Source organism: Amycolatopsis jejuensis (assembly GCF_000717335.1).
GTDB classification, from domain to species: Bacteria; Actinomycetota; Actinomycetes; order Mycobacteriales; family Pseudonocardiaceae; genus Amycolatopsis; species Amycolatopsis jejuensis.
This window is the reverse complement of record NZ_JNYZ01000041.1, coordinates 61456-79231: the sequence shown is the minus strand read 5'-3', so window position 1 is coordinate 79231 and position 17776 is coordinate 61456. Positions and strand designations below refer to the sequence as shown.

Sequence of the window (17776 nt, the reverse complement as noted above, 5' to 3'; positions counted from 1 at the left end):
TTTCGTCGTCGTGAGTGTTTATGCCGGTTCTAACCGGCATAAACACTCACGAGTCGTAAGCGTCGAGGGGCGGGCAGGAGCAGACGAGGTTGCGGTCGCCGCGGGCGCCGTCGATGCGGCGCACCGGCGGCCAGTACTTGGTCTTGCGTGACACGCCGACCGGGTACACCGCCAGCTCGCGGTCGTAGTCGGCGGTCCACTCGCCCGTCAGCGACGCGGCGGTGTGCGGCGCGGCGCGCAGCGGGCTCGTCTCGGCGGTCCACCGGCCTGCGGTGACCTCGTCGATCTCGTGCCGGATGGCGATCATCGCCGCGCAGAACCGGTCGATCTCGGCCAGGTCCTCGCTCTCGGTGGGCTCCACCATGAGCGTGCCCGCGACCGGGAACGACATGGTCGGCGCGTGGAAGCCGTAGTCGATGAGCCGCTTCGCGACGTCGTCGACAGTGACGCCGGTGTCCTTGGTGATCCCGCGCAGGTCGAGGATGCATTCGTGCGCGACCAGGCCGTCCTGCCCGGTGTAGAGCACCGGGTAGTGCGGCCCGAGCCGGGACGCGACGTAGTTCGCGGCGAGCACCGCGACCTTGGTGGCCTCGGTGAGCCCGGACGCACCCATCATCCGCACGTAGGCCCACGAGATCGGCAGGATCGACGCCGAGCCGTACGGCGCGCCGCTGATCGGTCCGACGCCGGTATCCGGTCCGGCCTGCGCAAGGAGCGGGTGGTTCGGCAGGTACGGCGCGAGGTGCTCGCGCACCGCAACCGGACCGACGCCCGGGCCTCCACCGCCGTGCGGGATGCAGAACGTCTTGTGCAGGTTCAGATGCGAGACGTCGCCGCCGAACTCACCCGGCTTTGCCAGTCCCAGCAACGCATTGAGGTTCGCGCCGTCGACGTACACCTGGCCGCCGCCGTCGTGCACGATCTTGGCGAGCCGCTCGATACCGTGCTCGTACACGCCGTGCGTGGACGGGTACGTGACCATCGCCGCGGCGAGGGTGTCGCAGTGCTGGTCCACTTTGGACTGCAGATCGGCCAGGTCGATGTCGCCGCCGTCGGTGCACTTCACCACGACCACGCGCATGCCGGCCAGCACCGCGGACGCGGCATTGGTGCCGTGCGCGGACGACGGGATCAGGCACACGTCGCGCTCGGGCTGCCCGTTCGCCTGGTGGTAACTGCGGATGGCCAGCAGCCCGGCCAGCTCGCCCTGGCTGCCCGCGTTCGGCTGCAGCGACACCTGGTCGTAGCCGGTGACCTCGGTCAGCCAGCCGGCCAGCTGCCGGACCAGCTCGTGGTACCCCTCGGCGTCCCCGGCGGGCGCGAACGGGTGGATGCCGGCGAACTCGCGCCAGCTGATCGGCCCCATCTCGCTGGTGGCGTTGAGCTTCATCGTGCACGAGCCGAGCGGGATCATCCCGCGGTCGAGCGCGAAGTCCTGGTCGGACAAGCCGCGCAGGTACCGCAGCATGGACGTCTCCGACCGGTGCGTGCTGAACACCTCGTGCGTCAGGTAGCCGCTCTCACGAACAAGGCCGGTCGGAAGCGCCTTCGCGGCTTCCCAGCCACTGTCGACGCCGAAGGCGCGAAGCACCTTTGCGACGGTGTCGGGACGCGTGACCTCATCGCACGCAACGCGCACGTGGTCGTCGTCGATCTGCCCGAGGTTGATCCCAGCCTCACGCGCAGCCGCGTGTACTGCAGCGGCGCGGCCGGGCACCTTCGCGACGACAGTGTCGAAGAACGTCTCGTGCACGACCTCGACCCCACCTGCGCGCAAGGCGTTTGCGAAGCCGGCAGCGAGCCCGTGAACGCGCGTCGCGATCGTCTTCAGTCCTTCAGGGCCGTGGTAGACCGCGTACATCGCAGCGAGCACGGCAGGGAGCACCTGCGCGGTACAGATGTTGGACGTCGCCTTCTCGCGGCGGATGTGCTGCTCACGCGTCTGCAGCGCAAGCCGGTACGCCATGTTGCCGTCGCTGTCCACGGAGACGCCCACGAGACGGCCTGGCATCGAACGTTCAAGCCCGGAGCGCACGGCCATGTACCCGGCGTGCGGACCGCCGTACCCGAGCGGCACGCCGAAGCGCTGCGTCGAACCGACAGCCACGTCCGCGCCGAACTCGCCGGGCGCGGTGATCAAAGTGAGTGCGAGAAGGTCAGCAGCCACCGTGTACAGCGCGCCTGCGGCCTTCGCCGCTTCGGAGACCGCCTGATAGAAGCCGCGTCCACGCAGGACGCCGGACGCGCCGGGGTACTGCACGATGACGCCGAAGAACTCGTCCGGGAGCCCGGTGAGCAAGTCGCGCACCTGCACGTCGATGCCGAGGCCGGCAGCACGAGTCCGTACGACCTCGATGGTCTGCGGCAGGCATTCTGCGTCGAGCACGACCACATTGGACTTCGTCTTCGACGCCCGGCGCATCAGCGTCATCGCCTCGGCGGCGGCGGTGGACTCGTCGAGCATCGAGGCGTTGGCGATGGCCAGGCCGGTGAGATCGGAGACCGCGGTCTGGAAGTTCAGCAGCGCTTCGAGCCGGCCCTGCGAGATCTCCGGCTGATACGGCGTGTACGCGGTGTACCAGGCGGGGTTCTCCAGCACGTTGCGGCGGATCACGCCCGGCGTGACCGTGTCGGAGTAGCCGAGCCCGATCATTTGCGTCATCGGCCGGTTGCGTGCGGCGAGGGCCCGCAGTTCGGCGGTGGCGTCCTCCTCGGACGCGGGAGCGGGCAGAGCGAGGTCGCCAGTCATCCGGATGGCAGTGGGCACCGCCGCTTCCAGGAGGGCGTCCATGCTTCCGTAACCGCATTCGGCGAGCATCTTGGCCCGCTCGGCCTCGCCGGGGCCGATGTGGCGGGTGTCGAAGGGAGTGGAGGTGATGGGAGCTCCTCAGGACGGGCACCGGGCGCGGCGGTGCACTGGGAACTCCCCCTCTGTCATGGGCACCTGAGAGTTTCACCGCGCGCTCAGCACGGCTTTCACCTTGGGTGAGGCGCGGGTGCGCCTGCTTTCCAGAGTGGCCTCGCCGCAAGCGGTAGTGGATACCTGAGAGATTCCGGGGAGTTTGCTCCTTCGGTGTCCCATTGACGTCATGGGACTCTCCCGCTCCGGCTCGAACGGCCCAATATGCGATTGTGGACACTGCTGTGGTGGCGGCCACTGTACCTGCCGCTTCGCGCGTCAGTCTACTGTGTTGATGGCCTCGGCTCCGCCGAGGCGGCGAGATCGCCGGGGAGCCGGTTTCTTCCTTCCCGATTTCGCCGGCCTGGGGGGCCGTCGAAATCGCTCAGTCCAGAAACCGGCGCGATCTCGCATCTCGCGTAGCAGCTGAGCGTTACAGCGGGGTCACGTAGGCGCCCGAGATGCCGCCGTCCACCAGGAACTGCGAGGCGGTGATAAAGCTGGCGTCGTCGCTCGCCAGGAAGGCGACCGCGGCGGCGATCTCCTCCGGCTCGGCGAACCGGCCGAGCGGCACATGCACCAGCCGCCGCGCCGCACGCTCCGGGTCCTTCGCGAACAGCTCCTTCAGCAGCGGCGTGTTGACCGGCCCCGGGCACAGCGCGTTGACCCGGATATTCTCGCGCGCGAACTGCACCCCCAGCTCCCGCGTCATCGCGAGCACGCCGCCCTTCGACGCGGTGTAGGAGATCTGCGACGTCGCGGCCCCCATCACGGCCACGAACGACGCAGTGTTCACGATCGAGCCGCGGCCCTGGCGCTGCATGTGCGGTAACGCGGCCTTGCAGCACAGGTACACCGACGTGAGGTTGACCCGCTGCACCTTCTCCCACGCTTCGATGCCGGTGGTGAGGATCGAGTCGTCCTCGGGCGGCGAAATGCCCGCGTTGTTGAACGCGACGTCGACCGCGCCGAACTGGTCGACGGTCGTCTGGAAGAGCGCGTCGACCTGGTCCGCGTCGGTCACGTCGACCGGCACGAACAGCCCGCCCACCGTGTCGGCGGCAGCCTTGCCCTGCTCCGGCGCGACGTCGCCGATCACCACCTTCGCGCCTTCGCTCGCCAGGCGCTTGGCCGTCGCGAGGCCGATCCCGCTCGCCCCGCCGGTGATCACCGCGACGCGGCCTTCGAAACGCTGCACCATTCACTCCTCCGTGCTCAGGAAAACGTTCTTGGTCTCGGTGAACGCGGCCGCCGCGTCGGGACCGAGCTCGCGGCCGAGGCCGGACTGCTTGAAGCCGCCGAAGGGCGTCCAGTAGCGGACCGACGAATGCGAGTTCACCGACAGGTTCCCGGATTCGACCCCGCGCGCGACCCGGAACGCCCGGCCGACGTCGCGCGTCCAGATCGAACCGGACAGGCCGTACTCGGTGTCGTTGGCCATCGTCACGGCCTCGGCCTCGTCGCGGAAGCGCACCACCGCGACGACCGGACCGAAAATCTCGTCCCGGGCAAGCGGATCGTCCAGTCCCGGCGGGAGCACGACGGTCGGCGCGAACCAGTAGCCCGGCCCGTCCGGCGCGCTGCCGCGGAAGGCGACCGGCGTCGTGTCGGTGACGTATGACGAGACCTTCGCGTGGTGGTCCGCCGAGATCAGCGGGCCCATCTCGGTCTTTTCATCGCCCGGGTCGCCGACGACGACTCCCTGCACCGCGGGCTCCAGCAGTTCGAGGAACCGGTCGTACACGCTGTCCTGCACCAGGATCAGCGATCGCGCGCAGCAGTCCTGACCGGCGTTGTCGAACACTCCGTACGGCGCGGTGGCCGCCGCCTTTTCGAGGTCGGCGTCGGCGAACACGATGTTGGCGTTCTTGCCGCCGAGCTCCAGCGTCACGCGCTTGACCTGCGCCGCACAGCCCGCCATCACCTGCTTGCCGACCTCGGTCGACCCGGTGAACACCACCTTGCGCACGGCCGGATGCGTCACGAATCGTTGTCCCACCACGGATCCCTTGCCCGGCAGCACCTGGAAGACACCGTCCGGGAGGCCCGCCTCGCGCGCCAGCTCGGCCAGCCGCAGCGCGGTCAGCGGCGTCAGCTCGGCGGGTTTGAGCACGACGGTATTGCCTGCCGCGAGCGCGGGCGCGAACCCCCAGCCGGCAATCGGCATCGGGAAGTTCCACGGCACGATCACGCCGACCACGCCCAGCGGCTCGTGGAAGGTGACGTTCACCCCGCCCGCGACCGGAATCTGCTTGCCCAGCAACCTTTCTGGCGCACCGGCGGAGTATTCGAGCAGGTCACGGACGTTGCCCGCCTCCCATCGCGCATTGCCGATGGTGTGCCCGGAGTTCTGTACCTCCAGCTCGGCGAGGTGTTCGACGTCGGCATCGACGGCGGCCGCGAACCTCCGCAACAGCCGTGCCCGATCGCCGGGAGCCACCGCCCGCCAGGCCGGGAAAGCCGCGTGTGCGCGGGCGATGGCGGCGTCGGTCTCGTCGGCGGTGGTGAGCTGGACCTGGCGTACGACCTCTTCGGTGGCCGGGTTGCGCACGTCGAACACGGTCGGCGTCATTTGCCCTCCTGCGCGGCGTTCACCAGCGCGGCGAACAGCCGTACGTCGTCGATGTCCTGTTCCGGATGCCACTGCACGCCGAGTACGAACTCGCCCGGCACCTCCGCGGCTTCGACCGTGCCGTCAGCCGCGTGCCCCGACGCGACGAGGCCCGCACCGAGCCGGTCTATTGCCTGGTGGTGGTAGCACTGCACCTTCGCCTCTTCCCCGAGAATCGCGGCCGCGCGGGTGCCGTCGACGAGCGTGACGGTGCCGGAGCCGAACGTCGCCGGCGCGGGTTGATGCGCTGTGTCGCCCAGTGTTTCGGGCAGGTGCTGCGAGAGGGTGCCACCGAGCGCGACGCTCATCACCTGCAGTCCGCGGCACACGCCGAGCACCGGTTTCCGGGCAGCGCGGGCAGCGGTGAACAGACCGAACTCGAACGCGTCGCGCTCTTCGCGGGTGTACGTCGTGGGGTGCGGGTCTTGGCCGTAGCGGCTGGGCTCGACGTCGGCGCCTCCGGTGAGCACGAGACCGTCTATCCGCTCCACAAGCCGCGCGTACTCCGTGGTGACAGGTGGCAGCAGTACCGGAATTCCGCCTGCTGCCACTACACAGTCGGCGTACACGCGGTGAAGCAGCGTCGCTTCGGTGTCCCAGGCGAGGAACTTCGCGCGCTCTGCGTACGTGGTGAGCCCGATGACGGGTGGGTCAGAGGCGTTCGAAACCACGGATGCGCTCCCAGTCGGTGACGGTTCGTTCGTACGCTTCGCGCTCGATCCGCGCGGCGTTGAGGTAATGGTCGACTACGTCGTCCCCGAAGGCATCTCGTGCGATACGGCTGTCGTGAAGGACCGTCGCAGCTTCGCCGAGCGTGACCGGCACAGTGGGTTTGTCGGACGTGTACGCGTTACCTATGAACTCAGGCTCCAGCGGTAGCTCGTTCTCAATCCCGTACAGCCCCGCGGCGACCATCGCGGCGACAGCGAGGTACTGGTTGACATCGCCGCCGGGTACGCGATTCTCGACGCGTAGCGAGTCACCGTGCCCGACAACGCGCAACGCGCACGTACGGTTGTCCGTGCCCCACGCGACCGCCGTCGGCGCGAAGCTGCCAGGGACGAAACGCTTGTAGGAGTTGATGTTCGGGGCGAAGAAGTACGTCAGCTCGCGTAACGCCTCGAGTTGACCCGCGAGGAAGTGCTGCATCAGCTTCGAGAAGCCGTGGTCACCGTCGCCGGGTAACACCGCTTCGCCGGACGTACTGCGCAGGCTGAGGTGGATGTGGCACGAGTTGCCTTCGCGCTCGTTGTACTTCGCCATGAACGTAAGGCTCTTGCCCTCCTGCGCTGCGATCTCCTTCGCGCCGTTCTTGTAGATGCTGTGGTTGTCGCACGTGGCAAGCGCTTCGGTGTAACGGAAGGCGATTTCGTGCTGACCCGGGTTGCACTCGCCTTTCACCGACTCCGGGTACAGCCCGGCGCCGGCCATTTCGTTGCGGATACGGCGAAGCAGCGGCTCGATGCGCGCGGTGCCGAGCATCGAGTAGTCGACGTTGTACTGGTTGGCGGGCTTGAGACCGTGGTAATGCTTGTCCCAGGCGGTTTCGTAGGAGTCGTCGAACGCGATGAACTCCAGCTCGGTACCCGCGTACGCGACGAGCCCGTGGTCCGCGAGCCGGTCGAGCTGTCGGCGCAGCACCTGGCGCGGCGAAACGGAAACCGGGCCGCCCTGCACGCGTTCGACGTCGGCGAGCACCAGCGCCGTGCCCTCCTGCCAAGGGATTTCGCGCAACGTGGCGAAGTCCGGCCGGAGCACGAAATCGCCGTAACCGCTTTCCCAGGACGAGATCTCGTACCCGTCGACGGTGTTCATGTCGACGTCGACAGCGAGCAGGTAGTTGCACGCCTCGGTCGCGTGCCCCACGACCTCATCGAGGAAGAACTCGGCCGAACAGCGCTTGCCCTGGAGCCTGCCCTGCATGTCGGTGATCGCGACGAGCACCGTGTCGATCGTGCCGCCGGCCACCCGTTCGCGGAGCCCGTCGAGCGTGAGCATCCCTCGCCTGCCTGCCATCGCGCCGCCCCAAAGGTTCGGATCAGGTCCTTTGCGGTCTTTCCTACCGGGCCACCCCCGTGCGGTCAATCCAGCAAAAGGTATTTTTCTGATCCTTTGACCGGGGCCGGGCACGCGCACGGGGAAAACCGGGCAGCCCGGCAACCCGCCCGGCGGCCGGACGTCTCCCCGGATGTCCAGGATTTACCGAGAGGGGAGTCACTTCGATGACCAGGGGAACCCGGATCAAGCTGCTGACCGGCGGCGCGATGATGCTCGGCCTGCTGATGACCGGCTGCGGGGCGGCACCGGGCGGCCCGGCGGGCGGCTCCGGCGGGGGTACCGGAGGCGGACCGCAGGCAGCCGCCCAGTCCGCACCGACGTCGCGCTGCACCGACCGCATCGACTACACCGGCGACCCACGGTCGAACGCCGAGATCAACTCGAGCCCCACATGTCCGCCCCCGCAGAAGCCGGCCCGCGAAAAGCCGCGCTGCACGGATCAAAAGGACTATGCGGGCGACCCGCGTTCCAATGCCGAAATCAACTCGATCGGTGCGACGACCGGTACCTGCCCGCCCGTCCACAAGCCCGCCACCGACGACACGCCGCGGTGCACGGACCAGATCGACTACGCCGGCGACCCCCGCTCCAACGCCGAAATCAACTCCATCGGCGCCACCACCGGTACCTGCCCACCGGCCCGGAAGGGCTGACGCCGCGTTTGTCCCCCTTGCCCGGCTGAGAAGATACTGTGAATCGGGCGCGTCCGGGACCAAATCCGCCGCCTCGTGCGTTGGACCGGGCAAGAGAGGTGAGAGGGATGACAGAAGCATTCTCGCAGACCACGTTCAGCCAGCAGCAGGCTCGGCCGCAGTTCCCCACGCTGCCCACCGGGTGGCCGATCGGCTCGTACGACTCGTACGAGCAGGCACAGCAGGCGGTGGACCACCTCGCGCGCACCGACTTCCCGGTCGCCGACGTCACCATCGTCGGCGTCCAGCCGATGCTCGTGGAGCGCATCGCGGGCCGGATGAGCTGGGGCCGCATGCTCAGCAGCGCCGCCATGTCGGGCGCGGTGTTCGGCCTGTTCCTCGGCCTGGTGCTGAGCATGCTCAACCCGGCCGCCGGGATGCTGTCGATCGTGCTCGGCCTTGCCGCGGGCGTGGTGTTCAACGTGGCCTTCGGCGCACTGGGCTACGCGGCGAACCGCAACAAGCGCGGTTTCATCTCGCAGAGCCAGCTGGTCGCCCAGCGCTACGACGTCCTGTCGCAGCCCCGCAACGCCGAAAAGGGCCGCGCGTTGCTGGCCGACCTCGCAGCCCGGTCGGCTTTCACGCACTGACGTCCGGTTCTCGCCCCATCCCGGGCGCCTGGGTCTTCACGGACCCGGGCGCCCGGTGTTTTTGCAGGAAGGGAAGGCGGGGGAACATGCTCCCTGCCTCCGGGCGGCTCTACCTCGTGGGCGGAGCGGGACTCGACGGCGGTTTGGCCGGGCTGCTCGTGCTCGGCGGGGCCGGACTGGAACCGGTCGGCTTCGGGATGGCCGCGGCGAAGGGCACTCCGGGGTCTTCCCGGCAGTAGCTGCGGTAGGCGTTGTAGCCGTTCACGTTCCCATGGTCGTCCTGCGTTCCCTCCAGCACGTGCGGACGAGGGAACCTGTTGTCCGACCCGGTCATGATGCGCGTCCCGGTGTCGGTTTCGCAGCCGTAACGCGTTATGGCGATCGGGCGGCCCTGCCCGTCGTAGAGGTACACGTCCTCGAGCGGTTTGCCGTTCGCGTCGAAGGCGTACAGGTTGCGCACCTCGTCGCTGCCGTAGCGGAGCTGCTGGTTGCCATACGTGTCAGTGGACGGCGCCGAGTACGACGTGGTGTTCGGGTAGTACGTGCGGTGCGAGATCAGGTCGATTGCCGCACCCAGCCCGCCGAACGTGCCGCCCACCACGAACGCCGACACCGGCACCGCGATCCACAGCAGCCGCCGATCAACACCCGTGCGCGGGCCTGCCCACACCACCAGGCCCGCGATCACCAGCAGGAACGGCAGCAGCAGCACCGCGTACGAATGCCGCACCATCATCAGCAGCCCGAACGCCAGCAACGCGAACGCGCAGACCACCCACCACGCCGGCTTGAGCGTGCGCAGGTAGGACGCCGCACGCTCGGTGGACCGGTCCTCCCGCAACGACTTCAGCATCGCCCGCGCGCGGACCATTTCCGGCAGCTCCAGCACCGACTGCACCCCGCGGCGTACCAGGAACAACACGCTCAGCGCGAACACCGGCAACAGCAGGACCAGGCCGAGCAATGCGTCCGGATCGATCCGCACCGCCGCGGCGAACGCCAGCATGGCCGCGGCCAGCGCGCAGAACACCAAGCCCCACAAGGCAAACCGCGGCATGAACAGCGACTTCTTCGCCGGCGTCTCGAGCACCGTGGTCGCGGCTTCGGCCGTCGGCGGCGCAGGCGGATACCCGCCGGACACCCGCAGCTCGGCAGCGTAGCTCTCCGGCGTGCCGAGCCGTTCGACCAGGTCCTCGACCCGCGCCGACGCCCCCAGCTCCGCCTCCATCTCGGCCAGATGCGGCCGGACGTCCTCCAGGATCTCCTCGATCTCCCCCGCTGGCAGATCGGCGAGCGCGGTGCGGACCCGCGCCAGGTAAACCCGCACCGCGGTGGGCTTGTCCGTGCTCATGCTGCTTCTCCCCGTGTCGTGCCGCAGCCGTCCCGCCGCGCGCCCCCTGCGGCACGAGCGGGTCCCCGTGATGCCGTGCTCATGCCGCCTCCTTCACCAGACTGTCCATAGTGGACGCGAAACTCCGCCACGTCCGCGCCGATTCGGCGAGCCGCTCCCTGCCCGGCTCGTTCAGGCTGTAGTACTTGCGGTGCGGGCCTTCTTCGCTCGGCACCACGTACGACGTGAGCAGCCCGGCCTTGTAGAGCCGCCGCAGCGTTCCGTACACCGACGCGTCCCCGACCTCGTCGAGGCCGGCGACGCGGAGTCTTCGGAGCACGTCGTAGCCGTACCCGTCGTCGTCCCGCAGTACCGCCAGCACCGCCAGGTCCAGCACTCCCTTGAGCAGCTGACTGATCTCCACGGCACCCTCCCGGTCTTGCGCGTGAAACGGTACCACGCATTGCACAGTAGTGCGCACGGCAAACGGCCAAACGGCGGTATCTCATGACATCACCGCAGGTCAGCACCGCGGTCTCGGCGCACCTCGATCGAGGTATACGGCGTAGACATCCTTGTGTACGCTGTAGACATGAGCCAGGTCCCGACCGCCGAGCGGATTGCGTCCGCGGCGCGTGACATCGTCGCCACCGAGGGGGCGGCGGCGGTGAGCATGCGCCGGGTCGCCGAAGCCGCCGGGGTCACCGCGATGGCGATCTACCGGCACTACGAAAACCGCGAGGTACTGCTGCGCGCGGTCGCCGACGCCACCGGCCGCGAACTGGGTACGACATGGAAGGACCCGGCGCCGGACGGCACATGGCAGGACCGGTTCGAAGCGCTGCTCGACCGGTTCCTGGATTTCGCGCTGGGCCAGCCCCATCTGTACCGGTTCCTGATGACCGACGACTGGGCGCAGGCGCGGCTGTACCCGGACGGTTTCCGCGAACCCGGGTCGCCGCCGTTCACCGCGCTGGTGCGGCTGGTCGAGGAGGGCATGCGCGAGGGCGTGCTGCGCGAGGACGACCCGCTCGAGGTCGCGCTCACCATCAGCACCCAGTCACAGGGCATGGTGCTGCACTACCTCGCCGGCCGGATGGGGACGACCGAAGCCGAGTTCCGGTCGATGTGCCGGCGGACCTCCCGGAGGATTCTCGATGGCATTTCCCCGTGACGTCCGGATTCCGGCCGCGCTGCTGGGTTCGGCAGTGCTGTTCTACTTCGGCACCGGCCTCGCGCCGATCGCAGTCCTGACCTGGCTCGCGCCGCTACCCGTGCTGCTGCTGGCGACCCGCGCCGGCGGCTGGACCACCGCGGGTACCGCGTTCGGCGCGTTCCTGCTGGGCACCGCGAACATATGGGTCTACCAATCCCATTCGGGCGACGAACCGTTGTGGCCGTTCGGCGCCGCGATCGACGTGGGCATGTCGTTGCTGTTCACGTTCACCGTGTGGGTGTTCTGGGCGCTGGTGCGGCGCGGACGGACGGTGCTCGCGAGCCTCGCCGCACCCGCCGCGTGGACGGGTGTGCTGTACCTGATCGCCATCCTCAACCCGATGGGGATGATGGGTTCGCTCGCCAACGACCAGGGCGACGCGCCGCTGGTGCTGCAGACCGCGTCGTGGGCCGGGATGTGGGGCGTCGAATTCCTGGTGCTGCTCCCCGCTTGTGCGGTGGCCGCGCTCTGCGCACCGGGTGCCGCCCGGCTCCGCACGGGCGCTGTCGCCGGGGTGATTCTCGTGCTGGCCTTGGGTTACGGCGCGCTGCGATTGTCCACTGAGGACGGTCCGGCGGTGCGCATGGCGGCGATCACCCAGAATGCGGGTTACCACTGGGGTCCCGAACTCGGTGCCGCGGAAGGACGCGTGCTGGTGGAGGACTACGTCCGCCAGATCGCGGCCATGCCGGACGGGGTACGGCTGGTGGTGCTGCCCGAAGCCGCGTTCAGTGCCGAGGAGGAATGGCCGTCCTCGCTCGTGGAGCCGATGCGCCGCGCAGCCGCGGCCCGGAATGCGGCGATCGTGGTCGGCTTCACGTACTACGACCGTCCGGGCAAGCACAATTACGACTACGCGCTGGCGTTTCCCGCCGACGGCGCCCCGCCCGCGCGGTACCTCAAGCACCACGATCTGGTGAGCCCACCCGGACGCGACCTGGTCTTCGTACCCGGCACCGATTCCCCCACCGGCCTGGTGATCTGCGGGGACACCACGTTCGCGTCGCCGAGCCGCGACTACGCCGCGGCCGGTTCGCGCGTGCTGGCGATCCCCGCCGAACTCGCCGTCCCGCCGGGCAGCAACGACGAAGGTGGCTGGCAGCACACGCGCAACGCGCTGCTCCGCGGGGTCGAAAACGGACAGTCGATCGCCCTGTCCGACGCCAACGGCAGCCTGATGCTGTCCGACGGCTACGGCCGCGTACTGGGCGAGGCCCGCACCGGAGGCCCGGCCCCGTTCGTCACCGTAACGGCGGACGTACCGGCCGGACCGGGTACGACGTTCTACACCCGCATCGGCGACTGGTTCGCCTGGCTCTGCCTTGCAGTCACCGCATTCGCCCTCACCCGCCTCCACGCACCGACCGCGCACGCCGCTGACACCGCGGACACGAAAACGACGACCGGTTCATGAACGGCTCCCGCCGAATCGCCACCCCACACCGGCGGCAGGGCAACCCTTCCTGCCCATAAGCATCCAGCGAACGATCGAAGTACCCCGATTCCCCGTTGATGTTCACATACAACGCATCGAACGACGTGCCACCCGCCACGAGCGCGGCCGCCATCACGTCGGTAGCCGCGGCCACCAAGGTGCGCCCCTGCGCGGCGGTGAGCTTTTCGGTGGGCCGCGACCAGTGCAGTTTCGACCGCCACAACGCCTCGTCGGCGTAGATGTTGCCGACGCCGGACACCAAAGTCTGGTCGAGCAGCGCACGTTTCACCTCGGTGCGCCGCGAACGCAACGCGCGCACGGCCGCCTCCGGGTCGAACTTCGGGTCCATCGGATCGCGGGCGATGTGCGCGATGGTGCCGGGCAGCGCGTCACCGTCGGACTCGACCAGCTCGTCGAGCGCGAGGCCACCGAACGTCCGCTGGTCGACGAACCTCAGCTCAGGCCCGTCGTCGGCGAACCGGACCCGCACCCGCAGATGTTTCTCGTCCGGCGCGCCCTCGGGCTGGACCAGCATCTGGCCGCTCATGCCGAGATGCGCGAGCACCGCCTCACCGTGCGACAACTCGAGCCACAGGTACTTGCCCCGCCTGCGCGCGGCCTCGACCGTGACCCCGGCAAGCCTGCCGGTGAAATCGGCAGCCCCCAGCGCATGCCGCCGGATGGCGCGAGCGTGCAACACCTCGACGGCACGAATGCGGCGACCGGCCACGTGCGCTTCGAGCCCCGCACGGACGACCTCGACCTCGGGTAGTTCGGGCATGCCCTCATTCTGCCCGGCACCCCCGACAATTCCGTGACTGCCCGACGCCGAGCGGGCCTGCACGCACGAAAACGGGGCCGGTCAACCGGACCGGCCCCGAAAAACCTCAGCTCACCCGCGTCGAGGACGCCGGTGCTACCCGATCAACCCGGACGACGTCAGCCGCCTGAGGGATCCCGCTTCACCGCACGCCACCCGGCCGAAACACACCGAGCGAAGCTCAGCCGGCGTCCTCACCGGTGCCGAGCTCCTCCGACAACGCACGCCAAGCCGTCTCCGCAGCCTTCTGCTCGGCTTCCTTCTTCGTCGTCCCCGAACCCGAGCCCAGTGCGCGGCCCGCGATCAGCACCGTGGCCGTGAACTCCTTGCGGTGGTCGGGACCGCTGTCCTCGACGCGGTACTCGGGCACCCCGAGCCCCGCGGAGGCGGTGAGTTCCTGCAGGCTCGTCTTCCAGTCGAGACCGGCGCCACGCAGCGGCGCCTCGGCCAGCAGCCCGTCGAACAGGTGGTGCACGAGCTTGCGTGCGACCTCGATGCCGTGCGCCAGGTACGTCGCACCGATCACGGCCTCGAGACCGTCGGCGAGGATGCTCGCCTTGTCCCGGCCGCCGGTGAGCTCCTCGCCCTTGCCCAGCAGCAGGTGTGCCCCGAGGCCGCCGTCGCCGAGCCCGCGTGCGACGCCTGCCAGCGCGTGCATGTTGACGACGCTGGCGCGCAGCTTCGCGAGCTGGCCTTCCGGCAGGTCGGGGTGGGTGGTGTAGAGGTGGTCGGTGACCACCAGGCCGAGCACCGCGTCGCCGAGGAACTCCAGCCGCTCGTTCGGCGGGAGGCCGCCGTGCTCGTACGCGTACGAGCGGTGGGTGAGCGAAAGACGGAGCAGCTCGGGGTCGAGTACGACCCCGAGCGCCTCGAGCAGCGAGGTGGGATCGGCCGAGGGTCCCCCGGCGGACTTACCCCCCATGGTCGGCTGCCGCCTCAGGCGGGCTCGACGACCTGGCGGCCGTTGTGCTGGCCGCACGCCGGGCAGGCGATGTGCTGGAGCTTCGGCTGGCGGCAGGCGCGGTTGGAGCAGGGCACCAGCTGAACCGGAGCCGCCTTCCACTGGCTGCGGCGGGAGCGCGTGTTGGATCGCGACATCTTCCGCTTCGGGACGGCCACGAGTAGATCTCCTTCAAACGGTCTGCTCGCGGGACGCGAGCGAACTTCCTTCTCCCGGATCGAGCTGGACGCTCGTCAGGCTTGCTCTCCGGAGCCGTGCGCAGGCTTTTCGCCCGCGTTCTCGTCGAATCGCTCGACCAGCGCGGCCCACCGAGGATCTATCTTCTCATGCCCGTGTCCGGGCTCGAGATCGGCCCACTTGACGCCGCATTCGCTGCACAGCCCCGGGCAGTCCTCGCGGCACAGCGGGGCCAGTGGCAGGGCCAGCACGACGGCGTCGCGGACGGTCGGCTCGAGGTCGATCCGGTCGTCGACCAGCCGGGGGATCTCGTCCTCGTCGGTGGTCTCCTCGGTGACCGAACCGGGGTACGCGAAGAGCTCGGTGAGCTCCACCTCGACGGGTTCGGTGACCGGGTCGAGGCAGCGCGAGCACTCCCCGGTGGCGGTGGCCGTGGCGGTACCGGTCACCAGCACGCCTTCGACCACGGACTCGAGCAGCAGGTCGAGCTCCACCGGCTCGCCCGCCGGGATTTCGAGCACGCCGGGGACCCCGAGAGCGGTCGGTACCGGCGCGGTGCGGTGAAGGTCGCGGCTGAGCCCGGCGCGGCGGCCGAGTTCGCGCGTGTCGACCACCCAGGGGCTGCGGTCGTCGAGCTGCGCGGGGCGGGAACTGTGGGCAGGGTTGTCGGACATCGCCTACCAGCGTACGCAGCCTTCGCTTGCCTCTTTCGAGGTGGTCAGACCTGGTAGTCGTACAGCGTCGACCGGCCGGTGCCGCCGAGGTTGGTCGGCGCACGCAGGTGGTTGCGGCCGGAGTCGACGGTACGCAGCGTGGTGGCCAGGAGCTCGGAGAACTCGGCCAGCTTGCCGTCGACGTACGCGTCGCAGTCGGCGCGCTGGCGGTCGGCTTCGGTGTGCGCCTCGTCGACGATGCGCGCGGACTCCGCGTGCGCGGCCTGCACGACCTCGGTCTGCGACACCAGCCGGGCCTGCTCGGCGCGGGCGTCCTCGATCGCACGGTCGTACGCGTCGCGCCCGGCCTGGATCATCCGCTCGCTTTCGGCGCGCGACCGCTCGGTCAGGTTCTGGTACTCGGCCTGCCCACCCGCGACCATGCGCTCGGCCTCGTTGTGCGCGTCGGCCAGCATCTGCTCGGCGCGGGCGCGCGCGTCGGCGAGGATCCGCTCGGCTTCCGAGGTCGCGTCGGAAACCGTGCTCTCGGCCTCCTCGTTGGCGCCGGCGACGGTCTCCCCCGCCTCCTTGCGCGCGGCCAGCAGCAGGTCATCGCGTTTGTCGAGGACGTCCTGCGCGTCGTCGACCTCGCCGGGGAGCGCGTCGCGGACGTCGTCGAGCAGCTCGAGAACGTCGCCGCGGGGCACCACGCAGCTGGACGTCATGGGCACCCCGCGGGCCTCTTCGACGATCGTGACGAGCTCGTCGAGTGCCTCGAAAACCCGGTACACGGCCACTCCCTCAAGCAGATTCCCCGATCACTGCCGTCCAGTCTGCCCGCTGGACAGCCTGAACCGGTGAACGCGCACCCGACCGGGCGTGTCCTCACCCGGCCGGGCCGGTACCGCTTCACCCGCTGGTGGGGCGGTACCCGCGGCGCGCCGATCAGCCCCCGAGGTCGACCTTCCCGAACGTCGCGTAGTGGTCCGGCGTGTAGGCGAGTTCGCCGCCCTTGCCGGAGATCACCCGGTCGTCGGCGCCGACCGCGTACAGCGTGTAGTAGCCAGACGCGCACGACGGCAGCACGCCTTCGCGGTTCTCGTACGTCTTGCCATTGCTGAGACTGCCCGCGCGTACGCCGTCGACAACCTTCTTCGCGTCGGCAGACAGCGTCGAGTAGCCGACAGTGCGCAGCTTCGACAGGTCACCGCACTTCGTGCCACTGCTGTTGATGTCGATCACCTGGAACGACGCGTAGTGGTCGCCGGTGTAGAAGTACTCGCCACCATTGCCGGTCACGATCCGGCGGGTGCCGCGGTTGCTGGAACCGGGCGTAGGCACCGTGTACTCGTGGTAGTAGCTCGACGCGCAGGACGGCAGGATCCCTTCGCGGTTCGAGAACACCACGCCGTCGTTCTTCGGGTACGGGTACGGGCCGCCCTTCTGGATCAGGTTGTACGTGTCCGTGGCCTGCGGCGGCAACGCGGACAGCGTCGTGTGCTTGAAGCCGGACAGGTCACCGCACGAGTTCTGCAGGGCGGTCGCCGGGGCGAGCGGGACGGCCTCCGCGGCCGAGCCGAACCCCAGGAAACCGACCAGCACTGCGAAAAGGACACCGACTATGCGGCTGCGACGGTTGGTCATTTTCGGACGGTAACCCGATAGGGTGGTCAGGAGGATGCCGCGAGTTGAACAATCCCGTGGCAGGGCCGAAATCCCGACGAAGGTAGGAAGCCGTTCAGGCGAAATCGCCCGTCCCGCTTGCCCTTCCCGCCACAAAGCCGTGAAGGGAACCATCAGGCCAGCTGATTCCGTGATGGTTCCCTTCACGGGCTTCGGCTCAGTCGCGGTTCTTGTACACCTCGGTCAGCCGCTCGTACACCACCGGCGGCACGAGGTTCACGATGTCGCCGCCGAGGGCCGCGACCTCCTTCACCAGCGAGCTGGACACGAAGCCGTACGCCGGGTTGTTGGCCATCAGGAGCGTCTCGAGGCCGGTGAGCTCGCGGTTCATCTGCGCCATCTGCAGCTCGTAGTCGAAGTCGCTGACCGAGCGAAGGCCCTTCGCGACCGCCGCGATGTCGTTGTCGCGGCAGTAGTCCACGAGCAGGCCGTGCCACGAATCGACGCGCACGTTGGGCAGCTTCGCGGTGATCTCGCGCAGCATGTCCATCCGTTCCTCGACCGTGAACAGGCCCTTCTTGCTCTTGTTCACCCCCACTGCGACGACGACCTCGTCGAAGAGCACCGAAGCCCGCTCGATGATGTCGAGATGTCCGTTGGTGGCCGGGTCGTAAGAGCCGGGACAAACCGCACGCCGCATGTCGCGGACGC

The 17776-nt window shown here is 68.9% G+C and carries 18 protein-coding genes and 1 riboswitch; of the genes, 4 read left to right on the top strand and 14 right to left on the bottom strand.

What is annotated here, in order from left to right; all coding sequences use genetic code 11:
- Positions 1-46: 46 nt before the first annotated feature.
- The 5 genes from gcvP to OO71_RS40115 form a co-directional block, all read right to left on the bottom strand.
- Entirely contained in the window at positions 47-2878 is a 2832-nt protein-coding gene (gene gcvP, locus OO71_RS40135) for an aminomethyl-transferring glycine dehydrogenase (RefSeq protein WP_033295286.1), read from the bottom strand.
- 43 nt (positions 2879-2921) lie between these two features.
- A riboswitch (glycine riboswitch) is annotated at positions 2922-3023 on the bottom strand.
- A gap of 309 nt (positions 3024-3332) precedes the next feature.
- A complete protein-coding gene (locus tag OO71_RS40130) occupies positions 3333-4100 on the bottom strand; it encodes a 3-oxoacyl-ACP reductase (RefSeq protein ID WP_033295285.1) in 768 nt (255 codons plus the stop codon).
- Positions 4101-5471, bottom strand: a complete 1371-nt coding sequence (locus tag OO71_RS40125; RefSeq protein WP_033295284.1) for an aldehyde dehydrogenase family protein — start codon at positions 5469-5471, stop codon at positions 4101-4103.
- The gene (locus tag OO71_RS40120) at positions 5468-6181 is read right to left on the bottom strand and encodes a gamma-glutamyl-gamma-aminobutyrate hydrolase family protein (protein ID WP_033295283.1); all 714 of its coding nucleotides are present in this window, start codon (positions 6179-6181) and stop codon (positions 5468-5470) included. Before OO71_RS40120 ends, OO71_RS40125 begins: the two co-directional genes overlap by 4 nt.
- The gene (locus tag OO71_RS40115) at positions 6162-7526 is read right to left on the bottom strand and encodes a glutamine synthetase family protein (RefSeq protein WP_211260815.1); all 1365 of its coding nucleotides are present in this window, start codon (positions 7524-7526) and stop codon (positions 6162-6164) included. The genes OO71_RS40120 and OO71_RS40115 overlap by 20 nt, the downstream gene beginning before the upstream one ends.
- Before the next feature lie 206 nt (positions 7527-7732).
- Here OO71_RS40115 and OO71_RS40110 point away from each other — a divergent pair, with 206 nt between their 5' ends.
- Both OO71_RS40110 and OO71_RS40105 read left to right on the top strand, forming a co-directional pair.
- Entirely contained in the window at positions 7733-8221 is a 489-nt protein-coding gene (locus tag OO71_RS40110) for a hypothetical protein (RefSeq protein WP_033295281.1), read from the top strand.
- A 107-nt stretch (positions 8222-8328) separates the two neighbouring features.
- Positions 8329-8850 carry a YflT domain-containing protein gene (locus tag OO71_RS40105; protein ID WP_033295280.1) on the top strand — a complete coding sequence of 174 codons (522 nt, stop codon included), beginning with the start codon at positions 8329-8331 and terminating at the stop codon, positions 8848-8850.
- A gap of 109 nt (positions 8851-8959) precedes the next feature.
- Here OO71_RS40105 and OO71_RS40100 read toward each other — a convergent pair whose 3' ends face one another.
- Both OO71_RS40100 and OO71_RS40095 read right to left on the bottom strand, forming a co-directional pair.
- Positions 8960-10201, bottom strand: coding sequence for a DUF1700 domain-containing protein (locus OO71_RS40100; protein ID WP_033295279.1), 1242 nt, complete (start codon positions 10199-10201; stop codon positions 8960-8962).
- Between the two features lie 79 nt (positions 10202-10280).
- The gene (locus OO71_RS40095; protein ID WP_033295278.1) at positions 10281-10604 is read right to left on the bottom strand and encodes a PadR family transcriptional regulator; all 324 of its coding nucleotides are present in this window, start codon (positions 10602-10604) and stop codon (positions 10281-10283) included.
- A gap of 168 nt (positions 10605-10772) precedes the next feature.
- On the opposite strand from OO71_RS40095, the gene OO71_RS40090 reads away from it, so the two are divergent.
- The gene (locus tag OO71_RS40090; RefSeq protein WP_033295277.1) at positions 10773-11354 is read left to right on the top strand and encodes a TetR/AcrR family transcriptional regulator; all 582 of its coding nucleotides are present in this window, start codon (positions 10773-10775) and stop codon (positions 11352-11354) included.
- Positions 11338-12810: a nitrilase-related carbon-nitrogen hydrolase gene (locus OO71_RS40085; RefSeq protein ID WP_051792868.1), complete on the top strand. Its 1473-nt coding sequence runs from the start codon at positions 11338-11340 to the stop codon at positions 12808-12810. The genes OO71_RS40090 and OO71_RS40085 overlap by 17 nt, the downstream gene beginning before the upstream one ends.
- On the opposite strand, the gene mutM is transcribed toward OO71_RS40085, so the two are convergent.
- The 7 genes from mutM to coaD form a co-directional block, all read right to left on the bottom strand.
- Positions 12740-13612, bottom strand: a complete 873-nt coding sequence (mutM, locus tag OO71_RS40080) for a bifunctional DNA-formamidopyrimidine glycosylase/DNA-(apurinic or apyrimidinic site) lyase (protein ID WP_033295276.1) — start codon at positions 13610-13612, stop codon at positions 12740-12742. The genes OO71_RS40085 and mutM overlap by 71 nt on opposite strands.
- Before the next feature lie 220 nt (positions 13613-13832).
- Positions 13833-14573: a ribonuclease III gene (gene rnc, locus OO71_RS40075; RefSeq protein WP_051792866.1), complete on the bottom strand. Its 741-nt coding sequence runs from the start codon at positions 14571-14573 to the stop codon at positions 13833-13835.
- Between the two features lie 14 nt (positions 14574-14587).
- Positions 14588-14770: a 50S ribosomal protein L32 gene (rpmF, locus tag OO71_RS40070; protein ID WP_020661787.1), complete on the bottom strand. Its 183-nt coding sequence runs from the start codon at positions 14768-14770 to the stop codon at positions 14588-14590.
- Positions 14771-14845: 75 nt separating this feature from the next.
- A complete protein-coding gene (locus OO71_RS40065; RefSeq protein ID WP_033295275.1) occupies positions 14846-15463 on the bottom strand; it encodes a YceD family protein in 618 nt (205 codons plus the stop codon).
- A 44-nt stretch (positions 15464-15507) separates the two neighbouring features.
- Entirely contained in the window at positions 15508-16233 is a 726-nt protein-coding gene (locus OO71_RS40060; protein WP_033295274.1) for a DivIVA domain-containing protein, read from the bottom strand.
- Between the two features lie 154 nt (positions 16234-16387).
- Positions 16388-17086, bottom strand: coding sequence for a ribonuclease domain-containing protein (locus OO71_RS40055; protein ID WP_033295273.1), 699 nt, complete (start codon positions 17084-17086; stop codon positions 16388-16390).
- Between the two features lie 196 nt (positions 17087-17282).
- Positions 17283-17765, bottom strand: coding sequence for a pantetheine-phosphate adenylyltransferase (coaD, locus tag OO71_RS40050; protein ID WP_033295272.1), 483 nt, complete (start codon positions 17763-17765; stop codon positions 17283-17285).
- Positions 17766-17776 lie beyond the last annotated feature (11 nt).